General features: G+C 66.2%; 7 protein-coding genes. 5 read left to right on the forward strand and 2 right to left on the reverse strand.

Annotated features, from left to right (window positions below; all coding sequences use genetic code 11):
* Positions 1 to 5 precede the first annotated feature (5 nt).
* Positions 6 to 3,260, forward strand: coding sequence for a type I restriction endonuclease subunit R (locus tag ACOGXA_RS15455; protein ID WP_419924741.1), 3,255 nt, complete (start codon positions 6 to 8; stop codon positions 3,258 to 3,260).
* Positions 3,257 to 4,012, forward strand: coding sequence for a M48 family metallopeptidase (locus tag ACOGXA_RS15460; protein WP_419924742.1), 756 nt, complete (start codon positions 3,257 to 3,259; stop codon positions 4,010 to 4,012). Before ACOGXA_RS15455 ends, ACOGXA_RS15460 begins: the two co-directional genes overlap by 4 nt.
* A gap of 132 nt (positions 4,013 to 4,144) precedes the next feature.
* On the opposite strand, the gene ACOGXA_RS15465 is transcribed toward ACOGXA_RS15460, so the two are convergent.
* The gene (locus ACOGXA_RS15465) at positions 4,145 to 4,753 is read right to left on the reverse strand and encodes an NYN domain-containing protein (RefSeq protein WP_419924743.1); all 609 of its coding nucleotides are present in this window, start codon (positions 4,751 to 4,753) and stop codon (positions 4,145 to 4,147) included.
* Between the two features lie 41 nt (positions 4,754 to 4,794).
* The gene (locus ACOGXA_RS15470) at positions 4,795 to 5,733 is read right to left on the reverse strand and encodes a TIGR03619 family F420-dependent LLM class oxidoreductase (RefSeq protein WP_419924744.1); all 939 of its coding nucleotides are present in this window, start codon (positions 5,731 to 5,733) and stop codon (positions 4,795 to 4,797) included.
* Between the two features lie 39 nt (positions 5,734 to 5,772).
* Here ACOGXA_RS15470 and ACOGXA_RS15475 point away from each other — a divergent pair, with 39 nt between their 5' ends.
* The 3 genes from ACOGXA_RS15475 (at position 5,773) to ACOGXA_RS15485 (ending at position 18,077) form a co-directional block, all read left to right on the forward strand.
* A complete protein-coding gene (locus ACOGXA_RS15475) occupies positions 5,773 to 6,969 on the forward strand; it encodes an acyl-CoA dehydrogenase family protein (protein WP_419924745.1) in 1,197 nt (398 codons plus the stop codon).
* A gap of 165 nt (positions 6,970 to 7,134) precedes the next feature.
* Positions 7,135 to 14,379 (forward strand): S8 family serine peptidase, encoded by a 7,245-nt coding sequence (locus tag ACOGXA_RS15480; protein WP_419924746.1) that lies wholly within the window; start codon positions 7,135 to 7,137, stop codon positions 14,377 to 14,379.
* 44 nt (positions 14,380 to 14,423) lie between these two features.
* Positions 14,424 to 18,077 (forward strand): hypothetical protein, encoded by a 3,654-nt coding sequence (locus ACOGXA_RS15485; protein WP_419924747.1) that lies wholly within the window; start codon positions 14,424 to 14,426, stop codon positions 18,075 to 18,077.
* Positions 18,078 to 18,168 lie beyond the last annotated feature (91 nt).

The raw sequence follows: 18,168 nt of genomic DNA on the forward strand, positions 1-18,168 counted from the left end.
GCTGCGTGAACTCAGGACCGGAGTGGGAGCGGGTTGAGAGGCCGCTACTTGAGCACCTGAGTTCTATGGGATGGGAGGCACTGATCTGGAAAGAACGCCAGGAGGCTGATGCCGTAATTCGGGTCTCGGAACGGGACGTGTTGTTGGAGCAGCGGTTGGGTGAGGCGCTGGGGCGGATTAATGTAGGGCCGAGTGGGCAGGCCTGGCTGGATGAGGGTCGGGTCAAGTCGGCGATAGCGGAGTTACGAACGGTGCCAGCGGGACCTGGGCTTTTGGAAGCCAACCAGCAGGCGACCGAGCTGTTGTTGGGCGGGTTCTCGGTTTCGGGATTGGAAGGGTGGGATGGGGGTCGGGAGCAGACGGTTGACTACATCTGCTGGGGCGACTGGTCGGCCAATGACTTTCTGGCGGTGTCGCAGTTTCCGGTGGCTACACCGGGGAGCCGGCCGGACATTCGGCCGGATGTGACGCTGTTTGTGAATGGCATCCCGCTTGTTGTGATCGAGGCCAAGCCGCCAGGGACGGAGAGTGGTCTCACTGATGCCATTGATCAGTTGCGTCGCTATGCCAACCAGAGAGGCAGCGAATCAGTCGAGGGCGCGGAGCAATTGTTCTGGACGAATCAATTCACGGTGGCCACGACTGGGGAGAGGGCTGAAGCAGGCACATTCTCTGCCTTGCCTGAGCACTATCTGGCTTGGAAGGACCCGTACCCGACGTCAAGGGAAGAGATTGCCGCGTCATTGGGGATGTTGGTTGAGGCGGTTACCCAGCAGGAGGTCTTGACTGCTGGGATGTTGGCGCCGGAGCGGTTGCTGGACATCGTTCGGCATTTCACGCTCTTCAAGGAGACCGGCTCAGGCCGGACGGTCAAGCTGGTGAGCCGGTACCAGCAGTATCGAGGTGTACAGAAAGCGTTGCAGCGGCTACTGACTGGGGCCACTCGCGCAGAGGACGGCCATGTGGATCGCCGAGGCGGTATCATCTGGCACACCCAGGGATCGGGCAAGAGCTTGACCATGGTGTTCTTGATTCGTGCCATGCGGAGCCATCCTGAGCTGCGGAAATTCAAGATTGTGCTGGTCACCGACCGGACCGATTTGGAGATTCAGCTTCGCGACACGGCGGCGCTTGCTGGTGAGACAGTGAAGGTGGCCAAGAGCGCGGCTCAGGTGCGTGAACTTCTGTCCCAGCCCGGTCCAGGTGTGGTGATGGCGATGATCCAGAAGTATCGCGACACCAACGGTGGGAGCGGTGATGGTTTGGGTGCTGAAGAGACGTTCGGGGTGCTGAACGACTCTGAGTCGATTCTGGTGATGGTGGACGAGGCCCACCGCTCTCAGGCGTCCACGCTGCATGCCAACTTGATGAGTGCGGTTCCCAACGCGGCCCGGATTGGATTCACCGGCACACCGATCATCATGGGCAAGCGGAAAAAGACGCTGGAGATCTTCGGCGGCTACATCGACCGCTACACACTGGCCCAATCGGAGGCCGATGAATCGACGGTGCCTATCTTCTACGAGGGACGCACCACCGACGCGGCGGTCAGCGGTGCGTCGAGGATGGACGAGGTGTTCTTCCGCTGGTTCCGCAATCTCACCGATCACCAGCGCGAAGTGCTCCAGAGTAAGTACGCCACCACTGCCCAAGTGCTGGAGGCGCCGGAGTTGATTGCGGCCAAGGCGAAAGACGTCTTGCGCCACTACTTATCCACGGTGATGCCCGACGGGTTCAAGGGCATGATCGTGGCCACCAGCCGGAAGGCGTGTCTGCGGTACTACGACGCGCTGAACACAGCCAGAGACGAGTTGGTCATAGAGCTCGACCAGCGCCGGAACGACTTGCTGGACCGTTCAAGCGACTCTCGCCACCTCGATCCTGAGGAGTCGTTTCTGCGGGCAGCAGTAGGTGGGGTGGATTTGATCCGTGCTCTGGAATTCGCGCCGGTGATCTCGGGCGATCACAACGATCCTCCGCATTATGCGGAGTGGACCGACAAGCCGGGCCAAGAGGCCCGAATCAACAGCTTCAAGTTGCCGTTGGGACATGAGGGCGACAATCGCAGTCCACTGTCGCTGTTGATTGTGAAGTCGATGCTGCTCACAGGATTCGACGCACCTTGGGCTCAAGTTCTGTATCTCGACCGGATGATCCAAGAGGCCGAATTGCTCCAAGCAGTCGCTCGGGTCAATCGGACGGCACCGAAGAAGACCTACGGACTGGTGGTGGACTACTACGGGGTGTCTTCTCAGCTCACCCAGGCACTGTCCGCTTACGCCGGTGACGATGGCGAGATCGATCCGGATGTGGAAGGTGCGCTTCGTCCGCTGGCCGCTGAGATCGAAAAGCTGGAGCCGCAGCGCCAACGGGTTCGCCAGATCTTCGTACAGCGAGGGATCGAGCCGGCTGCAACCGTCGATGCCATCGAAGACTGCGTCCACCTTCTTGGTGATGAGCGGCTCCGAGCCGAATTCGATGTGGCGCTGCGGATGTTCCTTACCACCTTCGACACCGTGCTGCCCCGGCCCGAAGCTCTTCGGTTCGTGGACGACGCCAACCTCTTCGGCGAGATCCAGGTTGCCACCCGGCGCCGCTACCGGGACACGCCCGATGGCGACTTCGACCCGCTCAAGTACAAGGAGAAGGTCCGTCGGCTGATCGACGAGCACGTCACGGTGCTCGACCTGTCTCAGAAGATCGCGCCTTTGAGGATCACCGACCCCGATTTCCGAAGCCGAATCAAGGAATTCAACTCTGATCGGGCCAAGGCGTCCGAGATGGAGCACGCGACCCGCCACCACATCCGTGAGCACCTTGACGAAGACCCCGCCTACTACGGCAAGCTCTCCAAGCGCATCGACGAGATTCTTGAGCGGCTTGAAGGCCGGTGGGATCAGATTGCCCTTGAATTCGAAGAGCTGATCGCCGAGATCAACGCCGGACGAACTGATGAGGACAACACCGGGCTCGACCCGACTACCGAACTGCCCTTCCACGGGCAGATGGCTGAGAAAGTGGCCAGCTCCGATCCCGACGCTTCCGAACAGCTCATCGCGCAGACCCGCGAGATCGTCTCCGATATCCGCCGCACCATAAAGACCGTTGGATTTTGGGACAACCCCACCAAGCAGGACGAACTCCGCAAGGCTGTGAAGCGCAAGCTCGACAGCAGCGACCTGTTCGACTACAACAGCCTCGACGAGTTGGCCGTTGAGCTCGTCGACCTGGCCAAGGCCAACCAGCAGCGGCTGGCATGACGGCCGCTGCCGTCGTCCCGCTCCACGAGCTTCCTGAGCTTGTTGTGGGCGACCTTGCATTGGCGATCGCTCCCTCCAGCGACCGCACCACCATTGAGATCACCGTTGAGCGCGATGCCTCGCTAGTGCTCAAAGCTCCTGATGGCACAACCATCGAACGGGCGACCCAGTTTGTGATCGACAAGCGCCAGTGGGTGTACCGCAAACTGGCTGAGAAGGATGCCTTGACTGGCCCACCGATCACGAAGCAATTCGTCGAAGGGGAGGGCTTTGCCTATCTCGGTCGCAGCTACCGCCTCACCCTCACTGACCAGGTTGCCGGCGTTCGCCTTGAACGAGGCCGCTTCCACATGAACCCATCTCAGGTCGATCAGGGTGCGGCCGCTATGCGCCGCTGGTACACCAGCACCGGCACTCAATGGCTCCGAAAGAGAATTCGTCCTTGGACCGCCCGGATGGGAGAGGACTCCATCGATGTCACCGTTCGGGACCTCGGCTACCGCTGGGGCTCAGCCCGTCCCACCGAAGGCCCTCAGCGCATCAACGTCCACTGGGCCGCCCTCCAGCTCCCGCCCAGCCTCATCGACTACATCGTTGTCCACGAACTCGCCCACCTCCACGAAACCAACCACACCTCCGGATTTTGGTCCACCGTCGCCCGCCTCATGCCCGCCTACGAAACCCACAAGACTGTCCTCGCCACCTTCGGCAAGAACATCTGGCTAGGCACAGTTACAGGGAATTGGGAGTGACAACCACCGAGAATCCGGGGATCACTGCCTATAGGGCACAAAAAAGCCCCGCCAGTGCACCACAGACAAGCCGTGGTGGACGGCGGGGAGGATTGGTCCAAAGTGTAGCGCTAGAAGCGACGAGCGCAACTCCTAGAGATAGTTGCAGGAATCGTGAACCTGTTCGTAGTCACGCTTGTAGAGGCGATGTTCCCATTTGATGTAGTCCTTCTTGGGGAGCTGTCGACCGCCCCCCTTCCATGCCGCGACCTCACACATGACCCCAACGGCGTGGACTCTTTCTAGTGCCGGCAGGAGGTCAGAATCGCCCGAAAACAGCACAACGACATCGAAGTCTTTGTCGGCTGCGCCAAATGCGAGATCCAGGGCCAACAACACGTCGATGCCTTTTTCGCGGGGGTATCCAGTTCGATAGTCCAGCGGCCGAGTACAGACCTCAACCTTGGGGTCGGACCCACTGGTTGCGCTTTCCCAGCGCTTGAACTGCTTTCGAGAGGCCGCGTATCCCTTTGGGTTTCTCGACGAACCTGGCAAACCACTGTAGATATTGACCTGTACAAGCTTGCGTAGATTCGCCCCCCGGTAGCTCGGGTGGCGCTCCGCGATCAGATTGGCGAGCTTGATCGGGTCATATTGACCTACGGTGTGATGATCAGCATCTGTGGCGCCAAGAGCATCTCGTGCCCCCCTGTAGACGTTCTGATGATCGATGAACACTGCGAGCCGATCCATTTTGGCCATAGCAGCTGATTCTGTCATCCCCGGGTGCCTGCGCGGTTCCCTTAGCGGCCGGCGGCGGGGCGGAAGGCGGTGACTACCTCGGCTAGGTAGTCGTGGGCCTCAGCGGCGTCGGAGGGGATGGGGAGGTGGGCTCGGAAGTCGGTGACGCCGGCTTCTACCAGGGCGGGCACGGCGTCCATGGTGGCGGCCAGGTCTACGCCGTCGTCGGTGCGCACGATGGGCAGGGTGCCCACTACGCCGAGGCCCGTCGGGTCGCGGTCGAAACCGGCCACCGCCTCCCGCATCTGGTCGATGTGGGAAGCCATGTCGCCGCCCATGTAGTCGCCCCAGGGGATCCAGCCGGCGCCGAAGCGGGCCAGTCGGCGCATGGCCCGGGGGTTCACCGTGCCGCTCACCCAGATGGGCACCCCGCCGGGCTGCACCGGCTGGGGTTGCATGTAGATGCGGGAGAACTCGAGCTGGTCGTCGCTGAAGTCGGCTGGACAGGCGCCCCACAGGGCTTGGCACACTGCCAGGGTGTGGTCGAGCTGGTGGCCCCGCTCGGCGAAATCCAGCCCGGCGGCCTCGTATTCCTCGGCCTGCCAGCCCACGCCCACGCCGAGGTCAACCCGGCCGCCGGTGAGCACGTCGAGGGTGGCTAGAGACTTGGCCAGGATCACCGGACGCCGCAGGGCGGCCAACAAGATGTTGTTGCCCAGCCGGAGGTTGCTGGTGATGGCACCCAGCGCCGTCAACACGGTGGTGGGCTCCAGCCAGTGGCCGTCGGGGCCGGTGGGCTGGCGACCACCGGCCATGCCTCCCAGTTCGGGCTGGCCGTAGGCCTCCAAGCGGTCGCCGAACACCACATGGTCGCTGACCACCACCTTGTCCACTCCGGCGGCATCGGCCGCTTTGGCCAGATCCAGCACGGGTTGCCAGCCTCCCGGACCGGGATCGGCGGCGGCGAAAGTGCGGAGGTTGATGGAGATCAGCGGTGTCACGGGGTCTTGCTTAGCATCTCATCAGTGCAGAATGGGGATGTGAAGCCAACTCTGGACGAGTTTGCCGCCGAAGCTCAAGCGTTCTTGGACGCCAACGCCGAGCGGGCTGTGCGCGACAAGTTCACCTGGGGTGTCGGCTCCGACGAGATCACCGTTTATGCCGAGAAGAGCGCAGCAGAGGAGGAGGCCGCGGTCAAAGCCGCCCAGCAGTGGCGGGCCAAGATGTGGGAGGCGGGTTTTGGGTGGATCACCGGGCCTCCGCAGTATGGCGGACGAGGCCTCGACCCGGAGTACGAGCGGGCCTATCTCGATCTGGAGGCCGGCTATCGGGTGCCGTCGCAGACGATGTTCGGTACCGCCTTGGGGGTGGTAGCCCCCACCATCTTGGCCCACGGCTCCGATTGGCTGAAAGAGCGGTACCTGACCCGGCTGCACGGGGGGGAGGTCCTGGCCTGCCAGCTTTTGAGCGAGCCGGGCGCCGGGTCGGATTTGGCCTCCCTCAGCACCCGGGCCGCTGCCGACGGCGACGAGTGGGTGATAAGCGGCCAAAAAGTGTGGAGCTCCCGGGCCCACTACTCCGACATAGGCCTGCTGCTGGCCCGCACCGACCCGAACGCCCCCAAGCACCAGGGAATAACCGCCTTCATCTATCCGATGGACACGCCGGGAACCGATGTGCGCCCCCTGCGGCAGATGACCGGTGGATCGGAGTTCAACGAGGTCTTCCTTGACGACGCCCGCATCAGCGACCGCTACCGGGTGGGCGACATCAACGCGGGCTGGTCGGTGTTCCGCACCACGCTGCAATCGGAGCGGGCCTCGATCGGGTCGAGGGGTGCGGGCTACGGCGGCAGCGGGCTGGTGGGACTGGTCGCCCCGGAGAAAGTCGTCCAGATGGCCCAGCACTTCGGGTTGGCCGACGACCCGGTGGTGCGCCAAGACCTGGCCCGCCTCTACATCGGCTACCGACTGGTGGAGTGGAACGCCAACCGGCGGCCTCCGCTGGCCCCGGCAGCGGCCAAGTACGCCACCGCCCGGCACATGAACTGGGCGGCGTCAATGATCGCTCGCCTGCTTGGCCCCTGCATCTGCGCCGACACCGGCGAATGGGGCACCTACGCCTGGAAGCAGCTGCTGTTGGGAGCGTGCGCCATCCGCATAGGCGGCGGCACCGACGAGGTCATGAAAAATGGCGTAGGAGAAGCGGTTTTGGGTTTGCCGAAGGAGCCGCGCTAGGAGCGTGCAGGCTGGGCGCGGAGGCAAGCTCAACCCGGCGTCACCGCAACCGGCTGGGTGACTAGAAAAACGGTATTTGCGCTGCTAGCTTGCTTGTGGGTTAAGGTAATCCTGGTGAGGAAAAGGCGGGGAGTCGGTAGGTTTATGGTGCTGCGGTTAGGGGCAGTGGGCTTGGTGTTGGCGCTTTTGGGCGGGGTGCTGAACGGCGCGCTCGCCGAAGGCGCGGAGCCGGGGCCGCACCCGCCGGCGGCACAGTTCGAGTCGGCGTTTGCCACGGGGGGCGACTCCGTCGTGGTCGGGGCTGAGGCGCCGCCGCCGGAGGGCGGGGAGTTCAGTGCCGGGGATGGGTTGGAAGGCGAGGGCGGGGAGCTTGGCGCTGGGGACGGTCTGGCTCCTGAGGACGGGTTGGACGGTCCGGGGCTGGGCGAGGCTGTCGCGGAGTTGGGCGTCTTGGATTTGGTGGGTCCCGACGGCGTTTGGACCATGGATGACGGTGGCCGTGGGGTTCCGTTGCGCTTGTTGGACGAGTCGGAGGTTGCGGAGCTGGGCGATGCCCGGTCGTTGGCGGCGTCTACCGCCGCGACGGCGTATGCGCCGGGGGCGGCTGGGAACGCGTCGGGGGCTTCGGCGTCGGGGGCGGGTTCGGCGGCGAATCCGGGCACCTGGTTCGTGTCCGACACCGGGCAGCCGCATCTGTTGGTGGGCGGTGTGAATGTGCTGTTCGGTTCGCATATGGCCGGGCCGGCGATCGATGCGGTGTGGGATCGCCACGGTGTCGCGCCGGGGCAGGTGTCGCCGCTGGGCCAGTTGCCCAACGGGTTCTTGGTGAAGACGGTGTCGGACGCCGAGTCGCTGCGTCTGGCCGACGCGTTGTCGGCCGAGCCCGGTGTGGACACCGCGGTTCCCAATACGTTCACGCCGTTCTCGTCGGGCTCGCTAGGGCCCTTCCCGAGCGGTGCTGAGCTGACGGCGGATGCGGAGCGGCGGTGCAACGCATCTCCCGACCTTTGGGCCGACGAGCTGTCGAGCTGCCAGTGGCACCTCGACGCGTCCGGCGACTTCAGATTTTACCGGCATCGGGAGACATTGAAAGTCAGCGATCCCAGCATCGACATCAACCTCGGCGACGTGTGGTCCACGACGATGGGGGCTGGAGTCACAGTTGCTGTGGTGGACACAACTTGGAATCGGGCCCACGAGGATCTCGTCGACAATGTGGACTCTGCGAGGAGCCAGTACTGGTGCGGCTACACCGGGCAGCGGATACGCAATAGTCACGGAACCTCGGTTGCCGGGGTTGTGGGCGCCCGCGACAACACGGTGGGCGGGCGCGGCGTCGCGCCCCGTGCCACGTTGGTCAACTACAATTTCATGGACTGCATATCCTCGGCGAATGCAGTCGCGGCGAAGACGCTCAACATGGAGACCGTGGCAGTGTCCAACCACAGCTACGGCATGCACCGCCGGGGATTAGCTCCGAGGGACAGGTTGTGGCAGGCGGCCTTGGAGACCAGCCTCGAACAGGGGTTCGGCGGCAAGGGGACTTCCCACGTGCAGGCAGCCGGCAACGGCGGCATAAGCGATTGGCAATGGGCGAGCCTTGACGCCGCGAACAACTACCGCGGCGTGATCTCGGCGTGCGCGGTGAACTCGGCGGGCAGTTTGGCGTATTACTCCGAGAAGGGCCCCAGCCTGTGGGTGTGCGCGCCGACGAGCGATAGGGGCCAGGCGGGGATCCTGGCGCCGATAGGCGAGGATGGCGATGATCACTACACCGCCCATTTCGGCGGGACCAGCGCGGCTGCGCCGATCGTGTCGGGGGTGATCGCGCTGATGCGCAGCGTGAACGCCAACCTCACCTGGCGCGACGTGAAGGTGATCTTGGCCGACACCGCGCAGAAGAACGACCCGGAGCACTCGAGCTGGCTCAGCGGCGCTCAGAAGTACAGCTCGACGGGGCCTGAGGCAGATCCGTACTCGTTCAGCCACAGCTACGGCTTCGGCCTGGTGGATGCCAAGGCCGCCGTGGACGCCGCGTCGGGCTGGACGCTTTTGCCCCCGATGCGGACCGCCACCGCGTCGCATACCGGCGATGTGGCGCTGCCGGCGCGAGGCGAGGAGATCGAGCTGGCCCTGGGCGTGTCTTCGGCCATCGACTTCACAGAGCACGTCAAGGTCGCCGTCGCTGGCGACGTGTCCAATATCCGCGACTACCGGGTGACGCTGGTGTCGCCGTCGGGCGCCGAGTCGATCCTGTCGGTGCCGACCAACTGGTGCGACGCCGGTAAGTGCTCGTTGCGAGGCTCGTTCGATTTCGGGTCGTCGCGCCATCTTGGCGAGAACCCGGAGGGCACGTGGAAGCTGAGAATCCGGAATGAGCCGAACAGGCCGAATTGCGCCGGGGGCCCTGCTGCATTGTTCAACCCGTACTATCCCAATTTGGATCTCCAGGCTCGGTATAAAAGGTACTGCGACGACAGCTACAGGGAGGTCATCAGCGCGTGGAGCATCGAGGTGACCGGGCACTCCACCGCCCCGTCGGAGCCGGTCACGCTGTCGGTCTCGGCGCCGAGCGCCTCAGAGGGCGGGAGCGTCGATGTGACGGTGTCTGTGGGCGGCCCGGCGCCGACCGAGGATCTGGTGGTCCCGCTGGTGCTCACCGGCGTGACTGCTGAGACGGGCGTCGATTTCTCGGCGCCCGCTTCGATCACAGTGCCGAAGGGGTCGTCTTCGGCGACCGCCCAGATTTCGATCACCCAAGACACCGTCCACGAGGGCCCCGAGACGTTCAAGGTCGGGTTGGGCTCCTTGCCGCGCACGCACCACTCCTCGTCGAAGCCAGTGGTGGTGACGATCGACGATGACGATCCGCCGCCGGTGATGACTCTGCTCGCCGCCGCGTCGGTGGCCGAGGGCGGCTCGGTGGATGTCACCGCGCAGCTCAGCAGTGTGTCGTCCACCGACGTGACCGCCAACCTGTTTGCGGCGGCAGTGGCGCCGGCGGTCGCCGGCGATGGGTCGCTGCTGGGCTCGCCGGCTGTGTTGACGATCCCGGCGGGCTCGACTGCCAGTTCGGGATCGGTGGTGTTCACCGCGTCGCAGAACGATGAGTACGAGGTCGCCGGGTCGACGGCGAAGACGTTCGAGGTGTCCGCGTCCGCCGCCAGCGTCGGCCACGGCGTCGCCGACCCGGCGCCGATCACCATAAGGATCGACGACGACGAGTCCGCCCCGGTGGTCTCCATGGCGGCGGGCCCCGCCGTCTCCGAGGGTTCCACGGCGGAGTTCACCTTCACCGCTGACCCAGTGCCGTCGGCCGATCTGGCGGTGAGCGTGATGGTGGCTCAAGGGGGAGCATTCGGCGTCGTCGTCGGGGCGCGGACGGTCACGATCCCCGCATCGGGCCGCGCCGTTCTGGCTGTGATGACCACTGACGACTCGACAGCAGAGCCCGACGGGTCGGTCACCGTGACGGTTGTCGCCGGTGCCGATTACACGCCGTCGGCGTCGGCGTCGGCGAGCGTGGCCGTGTTCGACGACGAAAGTCCGAGGCCGCGGGTCTCGATCACCGCCGGCGATGCCGTCAGCGAGGGTTCCGCCGCGGAGTTCACCCTCACCGCTGACCCGGTGCCATTGGCCGATCTGGCGGTGAGCGTGGAGGTGTACCAGCAGGGCTCGTTCGGCGTTGTAGAAGGCAACCGGATGGTCACCATTCCCGCTTCGGGCCGCGTTGTGCTTTTGGTCGCGACAACCGGCGACTCGTTCGGCGAGCCCGACGGGTCGGTCACCGTCACGGTTTTCGACGGCCTCGCCTACGACATCGATGCTTCCGCGACCGCAACCGTCGGGGCCGACGGCGACCTTGCCGCGTCCGCGACCGTCGAGGAAGCGGCCGCAACCGTCGCCGTCGCCGACGATGACGGTGGCCCGGTGCCGGTGGCGGTGTCGTTGTCGGCGGCGGACGCGTCGGTGTCTGAGAACGGCGGCGCCACCGATGTGGAGATCGCTTTGAGCCGGGCGTTAAGGGCCGGCGAGACGGTGAGCGTGCCGATAACGGTGTCGGGTGTGCCGGGCAGCGACTGGTTGTTGGGCGACCCGGCCGGGCCGGGCGTGGTGCGCACGGGTTACGGCAAGGCCACCGCGGTGGAGTTCAGCGCCGGCGGGCGGACAGCGGTGATGCGCTTCGAGGCGATAGACGACGACGCTGAGTTCGACCGGCCCATCACGTTCGCGTTCGGCACCGGAACCAGAGCTGTGACCCATGTCGGCGTCGCCGGCGGCCTCACAGTAGGCGGGCCGGTCACCATCACTATCGCCGACAACGACCTCCCGCCGGTGTGCGACGGAAGGCCGACGGTGTCGGTGGCCGACGCCACGGCGGTGCGGGGCGAAGACCTCGAATTCCACATCACCCTCAGTTGCCGGTCCAGCCGTGCCGTGGTGGCCCACTACTACATCGGTCGCGGCAGCGAGATCGACGGGTCGACCCGAAGCGTCACATTCGGGCCCGGCGACACGCACGCGACGGTGAGCGTGCCCACCAAAGACTCCGACAAGGTGAAATTTCAGGTGGCATACGCGCCGGGCGCCGCGAACGCCCTCAGTGTGCCCGCGGCCACCGGCACCGTCACCGACACTTCTACGGCAGACACAGCGTCGGAAGACAGCGTGCCGGTGGTAAGCATCGCCCCCGGTGCCGACATCACCGAGGGTGCCAGCGCGTCGTTCACCGTCACCGCGGTTCCCGCGCCGGCGAGCCCGCTCACCGTCACCGTGGACATCGCGCAGACCGGCGATTTCGCTGCTTCCACGCAACAGCGGACCGTCGTGCTGAGCGGCGGCACGGCGACTTTCTCCGTCCCGACCCGCGACGACAGCATCGACGAGGCCGACGGCTCGATCACCGCCACGCTGGTCGACGGCGCAGGCTACGACCTGGGCACCAGCAGCACCGCGACGGTCAGCGTCGCCGACGACGACGATCCCCCGCCGGTGGTGACCATCGCAGCCGGTGCAGACATCACCGAGGGCCACAAAGCGTCGTTCACTGTGACCATGGTTCCCGTGCCGGCGAGTCCGGTCGCGGTGTCGGTGTCGGTGTCAGCCGTCGGGGACTTCGGTGCGACGACAGGCGCCCGGACGGTGACGGTCCCGACCCAGGGGTCGGCGACGTTTGCGGTTGCGACCTCCAACGATGCGATAGTTGAGGCAGATGGGTCAGTGAAGGCGACACTGGCAGACGGCCCCGGCTACGACGTGGGCACTAGCAGCACTGCGACGGTCAGCGTGGCCGACGACGACGACCCGCCGCCGCAGGTGGACATCACGGCCAGCTCGGGGGGAACCGAGGGCACTGATGTGGTGTTCACCTTCACCGCGACGCCGCAGCCGGCGGCCAACCTCGATGTGGCCGTGGAGATCACCGCATCGGGCGATTTCGGCGTCACCGCCGGAATGCGCACCGCAGTGATCTTGTCGGGCACCACCCAGGCGACGCTGAACATCGCCACCGCAGACGACGGCGACGACGAGCCCGACGGCAGCGTCACTGCCACGCTGACCGCTGGCACCGGCTACACGGTCGGCCCGCTGGCGTCGCAGACGGTGCAGGTTCTCGACGATGACGACCCGCCGCTGGTGATCCCCGAGATCAGCATCGCGGCGGCAGGCGGCGTCACCGAGGGGGCCGACGCGGTGTTCACGGTTACCGCCACCCCCGCGGCGGCGGTGCAGGTGGCGGTGACGGTGACCGCGGCGGGCGACTACGGGGCCACGGCCGGGGCGCGCACCGTAAACGTGCCTGCGGGCGGCAGCGCGACGCTCACCATCGCCACTGCGGGCGACAGCACAGACGAGGCCGACGGCTCGGTCACCGCCGCGCTGGACGCGCCGGGCGCGGACGCTGGTTATGAGGTGTCGGCTTCCCAGGGCGAGGCCACCGTGGCGGTGTCCGATGATGATGTGGATCCGTTGACGGTGTACATGATTTTCTTTGCGAGGTCGATCGCCGAGGACGGCGCCGGCGATGACAATCAGGCGCACCTGAGAATCGCCCCGACGCGTGCTTTGCGGTCTTGGGAGACGCTCACGGTGCCGTTGAGCGTGACCGGCGGCGATGAGGGCACGCATTGGACGATGCGCGATCTGAACGATCCCGATGCGGTGTTCGCGAATGAGTTCGAGGTGAGGTTCGGGCCGGGTGTCGACGGTGTTGTGTTGGAGCCGGGTGATCAGCGTGCTGAGTTGGTGTTGACGGCTGTGGCTGACAGCGACTGGGTCGACCAAGAGATCACTGTGTCCTATGGGACCGGCAGTCGGGCGCCGACGCTGAACGGCAGCACCGAGGGGGTGACGTTGGGGATCTCGTGGGGTCCCGACGGCGTCGAGCGTGCCGACGGTTCCACCACGGTGGTGATCATCGACAGCGACGAACCGCCCCCGCAGGTCGACATCACCGCCGCCGTGGGCGGGATCGAGGGAACCGACGCTGTGTTCACCATCACCGCGTCGGCACCCACAACAGCCGACCTCGACGTGAGCGTGGACATAGCCTCAACCGGCGACTGGGGCGCAACCACCGGAGCGCGCACCGCCACGATCCCATCCGGCGCCACCGAGGCCATCCTCACCGTCGCCACGGTCGACGACGGCGCCGACGAGCCCGACGGCTCCATCAGCGCCACCCTGGTGGCGGGCAGCGGCTACACCATCGGACAACAGGCGTCGCGGGCCGCGCCGATCGCCGACGACGACGACCCGCCCCCCGTCATTCCCGTGATCTCCATCACCTCCGCTGGCGCCATAACCGAGGGCGCCGCAGCCGCGTTCACTGTCACCGCTGATCCCGCCGCGGCGACACAGGTAGCGGTCACGGTCACCGCGACCGGCGACTACGGCGCCACAACCGGGCCGCGCACCATCGACATCCCCGCCGGCGGAACCGCGACATTCACCGTGGCCACCACCGGCGACGGCGTCGACGAGGCCGACGGCTCTGTCACCGCCACCCTCGACGCGCCCGCCGCCGACGCGGGATACACCGTGTCGCCCACCCAGAACACCGCCACCGCGGCAGTGGCTGACGACGACCCGCCCCCTGAGCCCGAAATCGCCGATTGCGCCGGCAAGCCCACCGTGACCGTGGCCGACGCCACCGCACAACAAGATGAAGACCTCCAGTTCGTGATCAGCTTGAGCTGCCGCTCGACGGGCGACGTCACCGTCTACTACGCCGTCGCCCACGACCGCCGCCTCGGCAGCGTCATCACCATCACCATCAAAGGCGGTGAAACCGGTGCCACCGTCAACGTGCCCACCGCGGGCATCGACGCGGACATCGAGTTCCACATCGTGTACCTCATCGGCGCCGCCAACTACACCGCCCAAGCCAAAGCCACCATCACCCCCTGACTGAAGTCCCCCTAATCGAAGAGAGGTTGTTAATGAGGTTGTTAATGAGGATCGGCGGTGTGGTTGCCAAGGGTTTGGCGGCTGTGGTGTTGGCGGCTGGGTTGGTGGTGCCAGTGTCGGCGGGTCCGGCGTGGGCGCAGAATCCCCCTCCGGCGGTGGATTACGACGTTGATGATGACGGTTTGATCGAGGTGTCGAGCTTGGCGCAGTTGAACGCGATCCGGTGGGATCTCGACGGCGACGGCGCAGCCGACGTGTATCCGCCCGATAGTGCGGGCCGCACCGGTCATGACCCCGACGGCGCTACGAAGCATGCGGCAGCGTTCCCGAACGCGGTGGCGGGCATGGGCTGCACGTCTGATGGGTGTGTCGGCTATGAGCTGGCCGCGGACTTGGACTTCGACACCAACGCCAACGGGCAGGCCGACGCGGGTGACGCCTTCTGGAACGGCGGCCTGGGCTGGTTCCCGTTGATGGGCGGCGAGGCGATCCGCGATTGGGATACGGATTGGCGTTTTATGGACTACGCGGGTACTAGCGGGCCAAATTCGCGTGCTCGCATGTTCACTGCGGTGTTCGAGGGCAACGGCCGCACGATCTCGAATTTGTTCATCGACGATCCTGATCGGCGGTATGTGGGGCTGTTCGGCTATGTCGGCCCTGGCGGGCATGTGCGCAATGTGGGGCTGCCGGCCCCCAACTCCGACAGCGGGGTGCGCGGCAACCGTCATGTGGGGGCGTTGGCAGGCACGGTGGAGGGGGGCATTGTCAGCGGTGTGTGGTCCGATGTCGACGTGACCGGCAGCAGGACCGAAGTCGGGGGCCTGGTCGGGGCGAGCTGGAACTTCAGCGCTGTGGTCGAGAGCTACGCCACCGGCGACGTGACCGGCATGGCGCTTGTGGGCGGCTTGATCGGGATCCTCAACGCGGGACCCGGTGCTATTGCGAGCTACGCCACCGGCGACGTGACGGCACACTGCGTAGGGGGAGGGCTCATCGGGCGGCGGATCGACGGCCACATCCGGGCGGCCTATGCCACCGGTTCGGTGACCGCCACCGGAACAAGCAGATGCACGGTGGACGGCGTGTTCGTGAGATCTGTCGGCGGCTTGCTCGGATCGATGTGGGCACCCGCTCTGGTCGACTGGCCGCGTGCCAGCTACGCGATCGGGCAGGTCTCGGCGCCGCAGGGAGCCATCAACGTCGGCGGGCTGGGCGGTCAGATCATCCACTCGCCCATCCCGTCTGGTGAGGGTTCGAATTACTGGGATGTGGAGACATCCGGTCAGGCGGCTAGCCCGGGGTTGGGGGTGGGCTACACGACGGCGCAGTTGCAGGCCCCCACGGGTTATACGGGCATCTACGCGGACTGGGACGAGATCGGCCCCGGTGATGATCCGTGGGATTTCGGGTCGTCGTCGCAGTATCCGGTGTTGAAGTATTGTGGGGACAAGTCGGGGATCGACACTGCTGACGGTGAGCCGTATTGCCCTCTGGATCCGGCCGGGCAGCGGGCGGGGGGGATCACCAGCGACGCGGACACGCCGGAGCCGGCGGTGTCGGTGTCTGCGGCGTCGGGCGGCACCGAGGGCACTGATGCGGTGTTCACGCTGTCGGCTGTCCCGGCGCCTCAGGCCGATCTCGATGTGACTGTCGAGGTGACCGGTTCGGGCGATTTCGGCGCGGCGGTCGGGTCGCGTACGGTCACGATCGGCGCTGGCGGCTCTGCGACGGTGACGGTCGCGACCACAGACGATGATGTCGATGAGGCGGACGGGTTGGTCACCGTGAGCGTGCAGCCCGGCGACGGGTACACGGTGGGCGCGGTGTCGTCGCTGAGCGCGGACATTGTCGACGACGACGAGCCGACCGGGTCCCTCGACGACAGCGGCGACGGCGAAGGCGACGCGGCGCCGCAGGGTTACACGGTCGATCCCGGTGTGGTAGCGAAGGTGGAGTACCTGGCTTCGCAGACCCATCACGGCTCGGCGCATGTGAATCGCTGGCAGCGGGTGCTGGTCGCGTTCGGGGTGCTCGACGCAGCTGGCGTTGCGGGTGGCGCGATGACCGCCGCCCAGGCCCAGCAGATGGCTGACACTCACAGCAGCCCGGTGTGGGACGAGGTAGTCGTCGAGCTCACCGCGCTCGAAGCCGCGCAGGCCCCGACGACGCCGGACGATGCCCCGGCGATGCCGCAGGATGTTCCGGTGCCGCCGGACGATGCCCCGGCGACCCCGCAGGACGTTCCGGTGCCGCCGGATGTGCCGGTGCCGGTGGTGGTGCCTGTGGTCTCCGTCGCGGCGGGCGGCGATGTGAGCGAGGGCGGCGGCGCGGTGTTCACGCTGATCGCTGATCCGCCGCCGACCGCAGGGCTCGATGTGGCTGTCATGGTGTCGTCGCAGGGCGACTGGGGTGCCGCGGTCGGTTCGCAGACGGTGAGCTTCGCGGCGGACGCGGCGACGGCGACGCTCACCATCCCAACTGTCGACGACGGCGTCGACGAGGCCGACGGATCGGTGTCGGTCTCTTTGGACGCGCCCGCGGTGGATGCGGGCTACACGATTTCCGCTGTACAGGGCACAGCCACGGTGGCGGTGTCCGATGATGATGTGGATCCGTTGACGGTGTACATGATCTTCTTTTCGAGGTCGATCGACGAGGACGGCACCGGCTATGACAATCAGGCGGGGCTGAACATCGGTTTGACGCGCACGTTGCGGTCGTGGGAGACGGTCACGGTGCCGTTGCGGGTGACTGGCGGCGATGAGGGCACGCATTGGACGATGCGTGATCTCCATGATCCCGACGCGGTGTTCGCGAACGACTTCGAGGTGACCTTCGGGCCGGGCGATCAGCGCGTCGAGTTGGCGTTGACGGCTGTGGATGACAGCGACTGGGTCGATCAGGAGATCACTGTGTGGTATGGCACCGGCAGCCGGGCGGCGACGCTGAACGGCAGCACCGAGGGTGTGATCTTGGGGATCTCGTGGGGTCCCGACGGCGTCGAGCGCGCCGACGGGTCCACCACCGTGGTCATCATCGACAGCGACGAGCCGCCGCCGGAGATCAACGTCACCGCCGCGACGGGCGGCACCGAGGGCACGGCTGCGACGTTCACGGTCACCGCGTCGGCGCCCGCAACAGCCGCTCTCGACATCACCGTGGACATCGCCTCAACCGGCGACTGGGGCGCAACCACCGGCACGCGCACCGCGACGATCCCCCAAGGCGCCATCCAGGCCACCCTGACGGTGGCCACGACCGATGACAGCGTCGACGAGCCGGACGGGTCGATCACCGCGACGCTGAGGGCGGGCAGCGGCTACACCGTCGGCCGGCAATCGACGCAGACAGCGCAGATCGCTGATGACGACGATCCGCCGCCCGAGCCCGCCGTCGCCGACTGCACCGGCAAGCCGACGGTCTCGGTCGCCGACGCGACAGCCGCACGAGGCGATGACCTCGAGTTCGTGATCAGCCTGAGCTGCCGCTCGAGTGGTGCGGTCACCGTCTACTACTTCATCTCCCACGGCGGCAGCTTCAGCGCGGGCGACATCGTCACCATCGCCGGCGGCGACACCGACGCCGCCGTGAGCGTGCCCACCGCCGGGGTGGACAAGGCCATCGGGTTTCATGTGCTGTACACGATCGGCGCCGCCAACAACACGGCCAAGGCGACGTCCACCATCACCGACTGATCCGTCGGCGACGGGTGCCGCTCCGCCGGCGTCCGCGGTCATGCAGCGGCTTGGCCGCTGCCTGCTCACGGGCTTCCTCGCCGCGGGGCCT

Source organism: Candidatus Poriferisocius sp. (assembly GCF_965208475.1).
Taxonomy (GTDB): domain Bacteria; phylum Actinomycetota; class Acidimicrobiia; order Acidimicrobiales; family Bin134; genus Poriferisocius.